This window comes from Ruegeria sp. HKCCD7628 (assembly GCF_057221005.1).
This window is the reverse complement of the sequence record NZ_JBWVBA010000013.1, coordinates 40,494-55,680: the sequence shown is the minus strand read 5'-3', so window position 1 is coordinate 55,680 and position 15,187 is coordinate 40,494. Positions and strand designations below refer to the sequence as shown.

Annotated in this window: 9 protein-coding genes and 1 pseudogene; all 10 read left to right on the top strand. The window is 56.6% G+C overall.

From position 1 onward, the window contains the following. The first annotated feature begins 55 nt into the window (after nucleotides 1-55). The gene (locus tag AC2TAD_RS19645) at nucleotides 56-877 is read left to right on the top strand and encodes a type VI secretion system accessory protein TagJ (protein ID WP_170356376.1); all 822 of its coding nucleotides are present in this window, start codon (nucleotides 56-58) and stop codon (nucleotides 875-877) included. Continuing rightward, nucleotides 870-1,364: a type VI secretion system baseplate subunit TssE gene (tssE, locus tag AC2TAD_RS19640; RefSeq protein ID WP_170755844.1), complete on the top strand. Its 495-nt coding sequence runs from the start codon at nucleotides 870-872 to the stop codon at nucleotides 1,362-1,364. Before AC2TAD_RS19645 ends, tssE begins: the two co-directional genes overlap by 8 nt. A 4-nt stretch (nucleotides 1,365-1,368) precedes the next feature. Then, on the top strand, nucleotides 1,369-3,246 hold the full coding sequence (gene tssF, locus AC2TAD_RS19635; protein WP_480869823.1) for a type VI secretion system baseplate subunit TssF: 1,878 nt from the start codon (nucleotides 1,369-1,371) through the stop codon (nucleotides 3,244-3,246). Beyond that, entirely contained in the window at nucleotides 3,210-4,277 is a 1,068-nt protein-coding gene (tssG, locus tag AC2TAD_RS19630; RefSeq protein WP_480869821.1) for a type VI secretion system baseplate subunit TssG, read from the top strand. The genes tssF and tssG overlap by 37 nt, the downstream gene beginning before the upstream one ends. Nucleotides 4,278-4,282: 5 nt before the next feature. After that, complete coding sequence (tssH, locus tag AC2TAD_RS19625; RefSeq protein WP_480869905.1) at nucleotides 4,283-7,000, top strand: type VI secretion system ATPase TssH; 2,718 nt, start codon at nucleotides 4,283-4,285, stop codon at nucleotides 6,998-7,000. Between the two features lie 61 nt (nucleotides 7,001-7,061). Continuing rightward, the gene (locus tag AC2TAD_RS19620) at nucleotides 7,062-8,297 is read left to right on the top strand and encodes a hypothetical protein (RefSeq protein WP_480869819.1); all 1,236 of its coding nucleotides are present in this window, start codon (nucleotides 7,062-7,064) and stop codon (nucleotides 8,295-8,297) included. 67 nt (nucleotides 8,298-8,364) lie between these two features. Next, nucleotides 8,365-9,219, top strand: a complete 855-nt coding sequence (locus AC2TAD_RS19615) for an ion transporter (RefSeq protein WP_170356381.1) — start codon at nucleotides 8,365-8,367, stop codon at nucleotides 9,217-9,219. Continuing rightward, nucleotides 9,212-9,688: pseudogene (gene tssB / locus AC2TAD_RS19610) on the top strand (type VI secretion system contractile sheath small subunit); the annotation flags it as partial. The gene AC2TAD_RS19615 and the pseudogene tssB, both read left to right, overlap by 8 nt. Nucleotides 9,689-9,739: 51 nt before the next feature. After that, nucleotides 9,740-13,021 carry a type VI secretion system contractile sheath domain-containing protein gene (locus AC2TAD_RS19605; RefSeq protein ID WP_480869903.1) on the top strand — a complete coding sequence of 1,094 codons (3,282 nt, stop codon included), beginning with the start codon at nucleotides 9,740-9,742 and terminating at the stop codon, nucleotides 13,019-13,021. A 34-nt stretch (nucleotides 13,022-13,055) separates the two neighbouring features. After that, nucleotides 13,056-15,185, top strand: a complete 2,130-nt coding sequence (locus AC2TAD_RS19600; RefSeq protein WP_480869816.1) for a type VI secretion system Vgr family protein — start codon at nucleotides 13,056-13,058, stop codon at nucleotides 15,183-15,185. Nucleotides 15,186-15,187 lie beyond the last annotated feature (2 nt).

Genomic DNA, 15,187 nt, shown 5'->3' with positions numbered 1-15,187 from the left:
CGGCGCATGTCGCCCAAGCCCTCTGTAATTATTATCCTGACGACGCGAGGCCCGCATGACGCCGGAAGACCATCTAAGAACAGGCGATCTGACTGCCACGCTTACTGCGCTGCAAGACAAAATCCGCGCCAATCCCGCAGATGCCAAACTGCGGATTTTCCTGTTTCAGCTTTTGTGCGTTATGGGCGACTGGAAACGCGCAATCACGCAGTTGAAACTGAGCGCCGAAATGGATGAGGCGGCCACGATGATGGCCAAGACCTACCGCGAGGCGATCATCTGCGAAGTGTACCGTGAAAAGGTCTTTGCAGCCGAAAAGACACCCATGGTTTTCGGCGAGCCCGAAGAGTGGCTGGCCCACCTGATCGAAGCGCAGAAACTGACGGCCGGAGGTAATTTCGAGCAAGCTGCCGAAATGCGGGCGAAAGCCTTTGATGCAGCCCCTGCAACTTCGGGAACTGTCAACGGTGAGGCATTTGAATGGATCGCTGATGCAGATATGCGTCTGGGTCCGGTTCTGGAAGTTATTGTAAACGGTCGTTATTTCTGGCTCCCGTTTTCTCAAATTGCCCGGTTAGAGATCGAAGCCCCCAGTGATCTGCGCGATGCCGTCTGGACGGCGTGCACATTGACTGTCGCCAGCGGCGGAGAAGTCGCTGCGCTGATCCCGACACGGTATCCCGGTACAACCCAGCAGGGTGATGATGCAGCACGTTTGGCGCGGGCGACAAGTTGGATGGATGCGGGCTCTGATACATTTGTGGGCGTGGGTCAGCGTCTGCTGACAACAGATCAATCCGATGTCGCCTTGTTGGATGTGCGCGAACTGGTACTGAACGTGGCCACCGAGGCCGGGGAAACGGCAGGAGATGGCTGAGAAGACCCTTGCCGAACGCCTGCAGCCTTCGCTTCTTGATCGGCTGACGGACGATGCGCCGGACCAGCAAAAAGAGGGTCGCGACGCACGTGTGATCGACGTCGGAAGGCTTAGGGAAATCATCCAGCGCGATTTGTCCTTGCTTCTTAACACCACTGATCAGTCCGATCTTATCGATGAAGACGTTTACCCGCACGCGTCGAAATCTGTCCTCAACTATGGCATTCGCGAGACGTCGGGCGCCTTTTCCACATTGCGGCAAGCGCAACGTATTCAGCGTTCGATTTCCGACTCCATCGAGGTTTTTGAGCCACGGATCGTTAAGGGTTCAGTTGCAGTGGATTTGCGTTCTGAAAAGGGCTCGGGTGAAATGCATGTTGAATATGACATCCGTGCCGTCATGTGGGCGCAACCGATGCCCTTGGAACTCTATTTGCGCAGCCGTGTAGATATAACGACCGGCGAAGTCGCAATCGAGCGGAGTTGACGTAATGGACACCCGGTTGCTTAAGCAGTACGAAACCGAACTGGCCTTTCTGCGCGAAATGGGGGCCGAGTTTGCGGCCGCTTACCCCAAGATTGCGTCGCGTCTGGGCATGGAGGGGATTGAGGTCGTCGACCCCTATGTAGAACGGTTGCTGGAAGGCAGCGCCTTTCTGGCGGCCCGGGTTCAGTTGGAACTGGACATGCAGTTCCCGGCCTTTACCTCGAACCTTCTCGAAATCGTGTATCCGCATTATCTGGCCCCTACGCCCTCGATGATGATTGCCCAATTCGAGCCTGACATTGGCAACGCTGCGCTAAAAGAAGGTTATGAAATTCCCCGTGGTACGACGCTGCGTTCGCATTTGGCCGAAGGCGAACAGACAGCTTGTGAGTTCACGACCTCAGCCGATATGACGCTGTGGCCCATCGAGATTACCGAGGCCGAGTATATCGACGGTCGAGGTGAACTGGTCGCAGCAGGGGTCGCAAAAGAAACTGACGCACGGGCTGGTATAAGGCTTCGTCTCAATCGGACCGATGGCGAGCCCATGTCAGAGCTGGCCTTGGACAGGCTTGTACTACATCTGGACACTCAAAGCGGCAAAGCTTGGGCGCTGCACGAACTTCTGGCGACACAATGTGTCGGTTTGACAGGACGGTCGACGGATCGACGTGCTGACTGGACCGTCCGCTTGACTGGAGCGGATGCGGTTCCCAAAGGGTTTGAACGGGAAGAGGCCCTATTGCCGACGCCGCGCCAATCCTTTGATGGCTACCGGTTGCTTCAAGAATATTTTTCAATGCCTGAACGGTTTCTGTTCGTAGAGCTGACAGAGTTGCAGCCAGCGTTGCGGCAATCAACGGGTACCGATGTCGACATCTACGTTCTGTTGCGCGACGGGATGCGTGATGTTGCTCCGGCGGTCGCACCTGCAGCGTTCGCGTTGAATGCTGTTCCTGCCGTCAACTTGTTCCGTCGCAGATGCGACCGGGTGCACATTACCCAAATGGATATCGAACATCACGTCGTTCCTAACCGAACAGCAGGGCTGGACTTTGAGATTTTCGCGATAGACCGGGTAACTGGAATTCAGTCTGACGAGGAAGGGGACATCCCGTTTCGTGCCTTCTACAGCGAAACTGATCTGACGGCTGCGGGCGATAATCATTCGGCCTACTACACGATCAAACGCCGTATGCGTCAGCGCAATGAAAAAGAACGTCTGCGCGGCGTGCGCACCTCGTATCTTGGATCCGAGGTGTATCTGTCTCTGGTAGACCGGGCCGAAGCACCTTATCCGGGAACGCTGGATCAGTTGGCGGTCGAGGCTTTGTGTTCGAACCGCGATCTTCCCATGCTTCTGGCAGCAGGAGGCGCGGATGTTTTCCACTTGCCCGAAGGGGGCCCAGTCAAATCCGTGCGCACTCCGGTGACGCCCACACGCCCTCATGCAACGCTGGCACAAGGCGATGCGGCCTGGAAACTGATCAGCCATCTGAGCCTGAACTACTTGTCCATCGCCGGCGACGGCAAGGAAGGCGGCGCTGGGGCGCTGCGCGAATTGTTGGGAATTTACGCCCCTCTGGGCAACCGCGTGACGGAAAAGCAACTAGAAGGTGTTGTTTCCGTTAGCAGCCGTCCGATTGTACGGCGCATGAGCGACGAAGTTCTCAGCACCGCCGTTCGCGGGCTCGAGATCACATTGGGCTTTGACGAAAGCTTTTATGAGGGCACCAGTGTTTATGTTCTGGGTGCGGTACTGGAACGGTTTTTTCGAAAGTACACAACCATCAACAGCTTTACGGAAACTGTTCTTAAGACCGAAAGACGAGGAGAGATTGCCAGATGGCGACCAGCGGCGGGCCTGGGCAGGGTCATTTGAACCTGCTTGCCGCTCTGGCGGCACATCCTGAAAGGCATCACGTCTTTCAGGCGCTTCGCGTGATCGAGGCGCATTACGCCGACGCGCCGCGTCTGGGTGAATCCCGCCGTCCGCACGAAGACAAGGTGCGACTGGGTCAGGACGTGTCGTTGGCCTTTCCGCCCACCACGCTGACCCGGTTCGAACCGGCAACGGACGGCGCACCCGGTAAGCTGAGCAATTTGTTTTTTGGCTATTTCGGCCCGCAAGGGCCTTTACCGCTGCATCTGACGGAATTCGCTCGAGACCGGTTGCGTAACCACCGAGATCCGACCTTTGTCGCCTTTACCGACATGCTGACACATCGAATGATGAGTTTGCTTTACCGGGCATGGTCGGCCGCTGAACCAGCCCCCAGTTTTGACCGTGGGGATGATCCCTTCGAACAACGCGTTGCCGCTTTGGCCGGGTTCAAGGGAGACGGGTTCGATGACCGGGACGAAATGCCTGACATGTTGCGTCGGTTTTTCGCCGGACATCTGGGATCAGGAACCAAGACCGTCGAAGGGCTTATCGCGATTCTGTCTGATTATTTCGGCGTCGAGGCTCATGTGCAGCAATTCGTCGGCAGCTGGCTTGAACTTGAACCCGACGATACATGGCAGTTGGGTGGACCCGCGCGTTTGGGGCAGTCCACAAGTATTGGCAACCGGGTCTGGTCGCGCTCTGCCAAGTTTCGCATCCGACTGGGGCCGGTCTCTTTCGAGGATTACAAACGCCTTCTGCCCGGAGGTTTATCGCAAAAACGGCTCGAGTCCATTCTTCGCACGTATGTCGGAGATACACTGGATTGGGAGGTCAATCTGGTGTTGGCCGGTGACGAAGTCCCACGCGCCTCGCTAGGCGGTACAACGCAGCTGGGCCATACAAGCTGGATCAGAACCCGCGACGACCCGGATGAAATGCGTCCGGATGTCGACGATCTGATCCTCTACGCCGGATATATGAACCAAGAATTTGAGGCCGCTGAACCGGTCCATAACGAGAGGTAATGAAGATGACGGAAATCAGCCGCGTGTCGCTGTTCGGCAAGCTGAACAAGCTGGGCTATCAGGCGATCGAAGGGGCAACCGTGTTCTGCAAGATGCGGGGCAACCCTTATGTCGAAATCCAGCACTGGCTGCACCAGATCCTGAACGGTCAGGACAGTGATATTCACCGCATCATCCAGCACTATGATTTGGACCCCGGCAAGATCGCGTCCGAACTAACCCGTTCGCTGGATATGTTGCCGCGTGGGGCGTCCTCGATCTCGGACCTAAGCGATCATCTGATGGACGCGATGGAGCGCGGCTGGGTCTGGGGCTCGCTTCTGTATTCCGACAGCAAGGTGCGCACCGGCTATCTGATCCTTGGTATGCTGAAGACGCCTGCGTTGCGCAACATTCTGGCCAGCATGTCGCCAGAACTGGCCAAGATCGGTGCCGATGATCTGGCCGACAAGTTTGCCGAAGCCACCGATGGCTCGCCCGAGGACACGCTGGGCGCGCAGGATGGTTCAAACGTCGGTGGCGGGGCCGAGCCGGGCGAGGCCAGCGGCGCGATGGCCCCCGGTGCCATGGGCAAGGGTGAGGCGCTGGAGCAGTTCTGCACCGACCTGACCGAACAGGCTCGCAACGGTGAGATTGATCCGATCGTGGGTCGTGACGAAGAAATTCGACAGATCGTCGATGTGCTGATGCGCCGCCGTCAGAACAACCCGATCCTGACGGGTGAGGCTGGAGTAGGTAAGACCGCCGTGGTCGAAGGGTTCGCTCTGCGGATTGCGCGCGGCGACGTGCCGCCCGCGTTGAAAGATGTACGCCTGTTGGTGCTGGATGTGGGCCTATTACAGGCCGGTGCCTCCATGAAAGGCGAGTTTGAAAACCGTCTGCGTCAGGTGATTGACGAGGTTCAGGCCAGCCCGACGCCCATCGTGATGTTTGTCGATGAAACCCACACCTTAGTCGGGGCAGGGGGTGCCGCAGGAACTGGCGACGCGGCCAACCTGCTGAAACCGGCACTGGCGCGCGGTACGCTGCGCACCATTGGCGCGACCACATGGGCTGAATACAAGAAATACATCGAAAAAGACCCGGCTCTGACCCGGCGATTCCAAGTTGTACACGTCGAAGAGCCCGATATCCCCAAGGCGGTTCTGATGATGCGGGGAATTGCCTCGATGCTGGAAAAACACCACCGTGTGCAGGTGTTGGATGAGGGGATCGAAGCGGCCGTTTCGCTTTCCGCCCGCTATATCCCCGCACGGCAGTTGCCGGACAAATCGGTCAGCCTGCTGGATACGGCTTGTGCGCGTGTCGCGGTGTCTCAGCACGCGGTGCCGGCCGAGGTGGATGATAGCCAACGCCGGATTGAGGCCCTGACCACCGAGTTGGAGATCATCGAACGGGATGAAACCGCCGGATATGACGTGGCCGACCGGCGCGAGGCGGTGAATGTTGCGAAAGAGGCGGAAGAGGCGCGGTTGGCCGAACTCAACGGGCGTTGGGAGGCTGAGAAGAAAGTGGTCGAGGAAATCCTCGACCTGCGAGCTAAGCTGCGCGCAGGCGGGCAGGAGGTCGAAGGCACCGGCACCGCAGAGGGCGAAGCCGCGACCGAAGAAGCGCCGGATGCACAATCCATCGACCGCGATGCGCTGCTGGCGGAGCTAAAAGCCAAGAACAACGAGTTGGAAGAACTGCAGGGCGACAGCCCCCTGATCTTGCCCATCGTTGATCATCAGGCGGTGGCGAGTGTCGTTGGTGATTGGACTGGCATCCCCGTGGGTCGAATGGTCAAGGATGAGATTGAAACGATCCTGAACCTTGAAACCCGTCTGGCCCAACGCGTCATCGGTCAGGACCACGCGATGAAGATGATCGCTAAGCGTGTGCAGACCAGCCGCGCGGGGCTCGACAATCCCAACAAGCCCATCGGTGTCTTTATGCTCGCAGGTACCTCGGGCGTCGGTAAAACCGAAACCGCGTTGGCGCTGGCCGAGGTGCTTTACGGTGGTGAACAGAACGTCATCACCATCAACATGTCCGAATATCAGGAGGCCCATACGGTCAGCAGCCTGAAAGGCGCGCCTCCGGGTTATGTCGGCTATGGCGAGGGCGGCGTTTTGACCGAGGCGGTGCGGCGCAAGCCGTATTCCGTTGTGCTGTTGGATGAGGTTGAAAAGGCCCACCCCGACGTACACGAAATCTTCTTTCAGGTCTTCGATAAGGGCGTGATGGAGGATGGCGAAGGCCGCGTGATCGACTTCAAGAACACGCTGATCCTGCTGACCTCGAATGTCGGCACCGAAATGATCATGGATATGTGCGCCGATCCCGACCTGATGCCGGAACCCGAAGGCATGGCTAAGGCGCTGCGCGACCCGCTGCTGAAAGTGTTCCCACCTGCGCTGCTGGGACGTCTGGTGACGATCCCATATTATCCGCTCAGCCCCGATATGCTGGGCGAGATCACCAAGCTGCAACTGGGCCGCATTAAGAAACGCGTGCAAGAGGCGCATGGTGTGCCGTTCGAGTACACGGATGCGGTGGTCGAAGAGATCGTCAACCGCTGTCAGGAATTGGATAGCGGAGGGCGTATGATCGACGCGATTGTGACCAACACGATGCTGCCCGATATCTCGGCTGAATTCCTGAAAAGAATGATGGATGGCCAAGAAGTTAGCAAAGTCGTGATCAATGTCACAGACGGCGACTTCACTTATGGATTTGACTGAGCGAGACCGCGCTTTGACGGATCACAAACCAATAGAATTTCGCCAGTGGAGGACCCCCTAGATGGCAAAGACAACAGTCACCAAACATAAGTTTTACGTCGTTGATCTGATCCGATCGAAGCCCAAGCTGGAATACATCGAAATCCCGAAATACCGGGTCGATGTGGCGTTTGAAATCACGAAATCGGGCAAGCTCAAGAAACCCGATCCGGTGCCCTCGACGGCGTTGAAACGTTTGGAAGACGCCGGCCGGCAAGTGCTGGATGATTACGAAAAGACCATCACTCAAGAAGCTATCAAGCTGGACAAGAAGGTCGGCGAATTGATGAAGACGCCTGGGAAAAAGTCCCAGGCTGAAGCTGAAAAGCTAATTCAAGGCGTCAACCAGTCCATCAAGAATGCCATGGCTTCCGCCGAAAGCGCGGCCCAGGTGGCGATCGAAAAAAAGCTGAAAGATGAGGCCAACAAAGACAAGCTGCTGAAAGAAGCGCGCGTCAAAACCACGGTCAAAGTGACCATGGGTGTGGTCAAGATCAGCGGAGCCGTCGCGCGTTTGGTCGCAACTTCAGGCGCGGATGCGATGGCGTATAAGACCATCGCCAAGCAGGTCTATTCTCTGGGCAAAGAACTTCAGCAACAGCTGAAGGGCGAGGAAAAACTGCGTAAGGATCTGTACAAGGCTATCCAGAACTACATGAAGCTGCGCGAAAGCGTCATCATGCAGGCGGCAGAGCGTCAGGGCATTACGGATACTTCGGGTATTTCTGTGAAAAAGCCTCTGGAAGCGATTAAGAAGTTCACCGCCAAAGCGGTGGCGATGGGTGAGGAAGTCACCAAAGGCAAAGACCCCAAGACAATCGCAAAGAACATGCTGGATTTTGCGGCCAAGGCAGTCAAAGGCAAGGCGGATGACGCCAAGAAAGCCAGAGAGAAATATCGCGAACACACGACGAAGACGCGGCATAAAGTTGATGACCTGGGCGCATCTGCAGACAAGCTTATGAAGGCTGCCCGAGGTTCGAAAACCCTGAAAGAAGGCATCAAACTGGGCGCGGAGTGTATGAATGTTAAACGTTCGGCCAGTGAATTGTCGAAAAAGCTGGAAGATCGGGAAAGTTTCCTGACCGAAATGAACACTCTGATGGAAGGTAACGGACTAAAGGTGGATGACACAGCGATCATCGACAAGATCAAGGCGCTGGACAAGAAAACGATCGCGACAGAAGCCAAGAACATGTTCACCAACATCAAGACCGTGAAAGGTATGATCGACAATATCAGTGATGCTGTAGGATGATCGACATCTAAAAAGGCCGGGCGCATCACACGAGCGCTCGGCACCAGCAAGACGACAGGAGGCAAGGGTGGAAGACGGTATCGAGAAGAGCGAAACGCTCCGCGAAACCGTGCGCGCGTTCGTCGAACGCAAGGCGGTAACCAACACAATTCTGGGTGTGATCATTTTCAACGCAATCACGTTGGGACTGTCCACCTCACCTTCGGTTCAGGCCAATGTTGGCCATGTCCTTCGGGTTATCGACACTGTCGTGCTGGGAATTTTTGTGGCGGAATTGCTGCTCAAATTCTACGCTTACCGTCTGAGTTTCTTTAATAACGCCTGGAATATTTTCGATCTTGTGGTTGTAACGCTTGGCCTGCTGCCTAACCGTGATGGGTTGTCGGCGCTTCGGGGGTTGCGTGTTATTCGCGCGATGCGATTGCTGTCAGTCATTCCGCAGATGCGGTCGGTGGTGCAGGCGCTGCTGGACGCGCTGCCGGGGATGGGCGCGGTGATCATCATGATCTCGATCGTGTTCTATGTCTTTGCCGTCATGGCCACGCTGATGTACGGCCCAGACTTCCCCGATTGGTTCGGCACGCTGGGCCGGTCGCTTTACACGCTGTTCCAGGTCATGACGCTGGAAAGCTGGTCGATGGGCATCGTACGTCCGGTGATGGACGTGCATCCGACGGCCTGGATATTCTTTGTCCCCTTCATCGTCATAACTGCCTTTTCGGTATTGAACCTGTTCATTGGCCTACTGGTCAACACGATGCAGTCGGCGGTTGAAGACGAGTCAGTGGAAGAGTTTTCGCACCTTCGGGACCTTGTTCGCAGTGAAACGGATATCGTGGACGAACACGTGATGGAGCTTATGGTCGAGGTTAAAGCCCTCCGCCGCGAGGTCGCGGAATTGAAAGGACAAGGCAATGGCTGACAACTCGCAAAAGTTCATTGCGCGTAACCGGGCGCCGCGCGTTCAGATCGAATATGACGTGGAATTGTACGGGGCCGAAAAAAAGGTCCAACTTCCATTTGTGATGGGCGTGCTCAGCGACCTGTCAGGAAAATCCAACGCCGAGACCCCGTCGATTTCCGACCGCAAGTTTCTTGAGATTGACGTCGACAATTTCGACGACCGCATGAAGGCGATGGCCCCGCGCGTCGAATTCGCGGTGCCGAACACGCTGACCGGCGAGGGCAACCTGTCGGTCGATCTGACATTCGAGAAAATGGACGATTTCAACCCGGCCCAGATCGCCGCCAAGATCGAGCCATTGCAGAAGCTGCTGGATGCACGAACGCAGTTGGCTACTCTTATGGCGTATATGGATGGCAAGGCAGGTGCAGAGGCGCTGATCGAGAAGATCTTGGCTGATCCTGCGTTGTTGGCAACGTTGGCCAGTAGTCAGGTTGATCAGCAAGATACACAGACAACACTCGATGCCCTGCGCGAAATGGCGCCAGAGGAAGCTCCTGATGATCGCTCGGTCGCCGATGCTTTGGCCTCTCTGCCCGACGCTGAAATTGAAGAGCCCACATATGACACGTCAGATGTCTTATCAAATCTTTCCGCTGCTGCGCCGCAAGACGCACCGGAAGACAGGTCTGTGGATGACGCCTTAGCTTCTTTGCCCGAAACTGTCGATACTGACACTCCGCAGGATGAGTTTGCGGATGTGCTTTCAGATTTGGCGGAATCCGCTCCTGTCGACGCACAACAGGATCGTCCGGTCGAAGAGGCCTTGTCTTCGGTTCCTGAGGTGACACATGAAGACGCCGAGGATGATACCACAGGTGTTTTGTCTGATCTGGCGGATCGCGCACCGGAAGAAGTTACAGAACGTGATGCTCTCGAGGACGCATTATCGTCGTTGCCTGAGGTCGAAGACACAAGTGCGGCCGATCACTCGGATGTCTTGTCAAACCTCGCCGATGCGGCGCCAGAGGATGAGGCGTTGGACACCAGTTTGGATGATTTGCTGGGCGATCTGGCCGACATGGCTACTGATGAGGACACAGCCGACGAAAGTTCTGCGGCAGAGGCTCTGGCGTCATTGCCCGATGTGGCGGATGTCGCGGATGCCGATGACAGTGACGATGTTCTGTCCGATTTGGCCGATGCAGTTCCTGATGACGATCCGGAAGACACCAGTTTAGATGACTTGCTGGGCGATCTTGCTGACATGGCTCCTGATGAGGACACGTCCGACGAAAGCTCTGCGGCAGAGGCTTTGGCGTCGTTGCCCGATGTGGCTGAAGTCGAGGTTTCCGATGACAGTGACGATATTCTGTCCGATTTGGCCGATGCAGTTCCTGATGACGATCCGGAAGACACCAGTTTAGATGACTTGCTGGGCGATCTTGCTGACATGGCTCCCGATGAGGACACGTCTGACGAAAGCTCTGCGGCAGAGGCTCTGGCGTCGTTGCCCGATGTGGCCGAGTTTGACGATGAGGACTCTGATCTTGATGACCTTTTGGCTGATCTTGCCGAGGCTCCCTCTGAGCAGGTTGACGCAAGTGATGACACCGATGACGTCCTGGCGTCACTGCCTGACATTGACGAGGATGAGGACGCAGACAGTTTAGATGACGTTCTCGGCGATCTTGCCGACGCTGCCCCGGATGAGGACGCAGAGGATGACGATGATCTTGACGCGCTGCTGAACGATTTGGCTGAAACCGCTACTGAGCCGGACAGCGCGGACGACATGGACCTGGATGATCTTCTGGGCGATTTGAGCGCTGATGACACCGAACGCGACGGCGAGGCGCAAGAGCCCGACTTGGATGACCTCGATTTGGACAGCTTGTTGGCAGAAGACGAGACTGGAACCGAGGAAAGCAGCGAAGTTGACCTGGATGATCTGGATCTGGACGACCTGTTGGGGGATTTGGATGACGTATCCGAATCCGAAGAACAGGGCGATGCCGATTTGGATGACTTGCTTTCAGGCGATGACGAATTGGATGACGCATCCGTTTACCAAGAGGTCAAGACGGATGGCGAACCGGTGCTGGCCTTTGGCCGCATGAGCGCCGACCGGCCCGAGCCGGAACAGTTGAAACGCAGCCGGTTCCGCATTGCCATCTTCGGTGATTTCTCGGGCCGTGCGGCGCGGGGGCAGATGGAAACTGGCGATGCGCTGGCTGCGCGCGCGCCGATCCTGCTGGACGCCGATACAGTCGAAGATGTGATCTCAAGCTTTGCCACCAACTTGGTTCTGCCCATCGGTAAGGACGGCGCGGGGATTGAGGTCAAGCTGACCGAACTGGACGATCTGCACCCCGACGAGCTGTATGAAAAGGTCGCGCTGTTTGAAGGGCTGTCGGGCCTGAAAGGCCAGCTCGGCGCCGGGGCAACCGCCGAACATGCGGCGAAGCAGTTGACCGCATGGGGCAAGGAATTCGGGCAGGCCGTGGTTCCGCCGCGCAAAACGTCGGGTGGAAATACCGTGCGGGCTGATCTGAAACTCAGTGATTTTCAGAAGCTGATCGGAGATACGAGCGGAGAGCTGGCGCAGCCTTCTCCGGTGGATGATCTACTGAAACGGGTGGTCGGGCCGCATATTCGCAAATTGCCCAGCCCGGACGTTGCGGCGATGAAAACAGCGGTGGATGAGGCGCTGAGTACGGCGATGCGCATGGTTCTGCATCATCCCGAATTCCAGTCGATCGAGGCGCAGTGGCGCAGTCTGGACCTGATCGCGCGCAGCGTTGAGGATGACGATACGCTGGACGTGATCCTCTATGATGTTTCGGCCGAGGAGATTGCGGCCGATCTGGCGTCGGAAGAGGATCTGGCCCAGACTGGGTTGGTCCGTCTTCTGACCGAGGAACCCTTGGATGAGGAAAACGGGCGCGGCGGCTATTCCGCCCTGATCGGGCTTTATACGTTTGAGGAAACCCCGCCCCATGCCGAGTTGCTGGGACGTATTGGCCGGGTCGCGGCCCATGTGGATGCGCCTTTCATTAGCGCGATCACCCCCGCCTATCTGGACATCAAGAAAGAGGATCGCCACCCGCTGGTGGTTAAAGCCTGGGATACGTTCCGCGCGATGCCCGAGGCCGGGCATGTCGGGCTTGCCTCACCCCGCTTTATGCTGCGACGGCCCTATGGGGCCAAGTCAGAGCCGATATATGAGTTCGACTTCGAGGAATTCACCGAAGCTGAAGGTCTGCGTGGGATGCTGTGGGCCAATCCGGCGGTGTTGGTGACAATCCTGTTGGCACAGTCCTTTAAGCAAAATGGCAAGGCTATGAATCTGGGGTCCGTTATGAGCCTTGGTGGGGTGCCCTATCATTTCGTCCTAGACCGATACGGTGACCAGGTGGCGCTGCCCTGTACCGAACGCAACCTGACAATGGACAAGCACGAACACTCGGTTCAGCGGGGCTATATGCCGGTGCTGTCCGTCAAGGGACGGGATGAGATCCGGCTGGGCTCGTTCAACTCGGTCGCCGGGCAAGAGATTCTGGGGCCGTGGTCCGGTGTTCCCGCCCCGGCGCCTTCGCCGGATATACCTGATGCGCCCGAACCCGATGACCAAGAGTCTGATGAAACGATAGTCGAGGATGACTTTGATCTGGATGATCTGGGGCTAGAGGACGATACCGGTTCTGGTGACTCGGACGATTTGGATGATTTCCTTGCTTCCTTCGATGACGATGCGGAAGAAGACGAGGATGACGACGAAATGGACCCGGAATTGGCCGCATTATTGGCTGATCTGTAACGGCGTATCCAACGCGATTTGGAAGGATTAGGAAATGTCTGACAGTCTGCAAAGCAAGGAATGGCCGCTTCGGATCACGGGCAGTTACAAATATAAGGAAGACGAGCTTGTCATTCGTCGCGCGATCATCACCGAGAAGATGGGTGAACTGACTGAGATCCAGGTCGAGATGCTGTCGCCCGACAAAACCATCAAGCTGGAAGAGCTGCTGGGTAAAATTCTTACTATCCATATGGCTGCGGTCGAGGGGGAAGAACGCAAGTTCACGGGTACGATTGTGCGCGTTGAACGGCTGGCGCTGCGGGACGGGTTCGTGCATCTGCTGGCCGAGCTGCGCCCGTGGTTTTGGATGCTGCAACAGACCACCAACAGCCGCATCTTCCAGAACATGACGGTCGACAAGATCATCGAGGACGTTTTCAAAGCGCACGGGTTCTCGGATTTCCAGAAGAAGCTGAGCGGAACCTATGAACAGCGGGAATATTGCGTTCAGTACCGGGAAACCGATTTCGACTTTGTCTCACGCTTGATGCAGGAAGAGGGCATCTATTACTTCTTCGACTATGCGAAGGCGAATAACAAATATGAAACGTTGGTCCTGTGTGACGGGCTGTCGGGGCACACGCCGCTGACCGGAAAGTCGGACCTGTTTTACCGGGCGGGCGACGATTATGAACAGCGCCTGCCCGACAGCGTGACCGAATGGGCCAGCGCGCAGCAAATCGTTCCCGGTGTCGTTGCTTTAGGAGATTTCAATTTTGAGACACCCAGTGCCAAAATGGCCTCGGTGTCGAAAACCACCCTCTCGCCCGATCACAAGCACAACAAGTACGAGCTGTATGACACGCCCGGTCACTACATTGACGCCAACAAGGGCAAGCCCCGCGCGCAGGTTCGGATGGAGGCTGAAGAAACCGAATATGACCGCCGCCGGGGCCGTGCCTCGGTCCGGGCGATGGAGGTGGGCAAGACCTTCACTCTGAAGGAACATCCCGACAAAGATCAGAACCAGGAATATCTGGTCACTGCGGCTACCTTCTATCTACAGACGACCGAAGGCTACGGTTTTGAAAAGAACTCCAAAGACCTGGATACAGGCGCGTTGGAATTTCCCGAAGACAATAGCGAAATGTATATGGTTGAATTCGACGTTCAGCCCAAGAAGGTCCAGTATCGCAACGCCCGTACCACGCCCTGGCCCGAGATTGCAGGGCTTCACACGGCCGTCGTCACCGGCCCTTCGGGCAAGGAAATCTACACCGACAAATATGGCCGGATTAAAGTACAGTTCCATTGGGATCGTGCGGGCAAGAAGGATGAGAAGACGTCTTGCTGGGTGCGTGTTGTCACCCCGTGGTCCGGTAAGAACTGGGGCATGATCCATATCCCCCGGATCGGGCAAGAGGTCGTCATCCAGTTTGAAGAGGGCGATCCCGACAGACCCATCTGCACTGGTATGTTGTATAACGCCGAAACGATGCCGCCCTATGATCTGCCGGCAAACCAGACGCAGTCCGGGATCAGGACCCGGTCGTCCGAGAAAGGCAAACCCGACACATTTAACGAACTGATGTTCGAAGACAAAAAGGATGCGGAACTGGTGCGCTTTCAGGCGCAGAAGGATCATGAGAAGCTGGTCAAGAACAAGTCCACGGTCACGATAGGCTACGACAAGCTGGACACGGGCGGCAACGGCGGCGACGGTTGCCTGAGCCAGGTGGTGAAGAAAGACGTGAATGAAACGATCAAGGAAGGGGATCATACCTTCACGATTGAAACCGGCAGCCAGAAGGTCAGCATCAAGACTGACCAGACTGAAACGATCGAGGGCAAATCCACCCGTACCGTTACCGGCAACGACACCGAAACGATCAAGCAAGGCGACATGGTCACGTCGGTCGATTCCGGTAACAAAACGACGACTGTGAAACTGGGGAACATTCAGGTCGATGCCAAGGCGGGCAAGATCACCATGACAGCCATGCAGTCAATCGAGCTGAAAGTCGGGACCTCGTCAATTAAGCTGGATCCGACCTCGGTGACGATCAAAAGCACAATGATCAATGTGCAGGCGACCGCCAAGATGGACGCAAAAAGCCCACTGACGACGGTCAGTGGCGATGCTATGCTGACCCTTAAGGGTGGCGTGACGATGATTAACTAAGG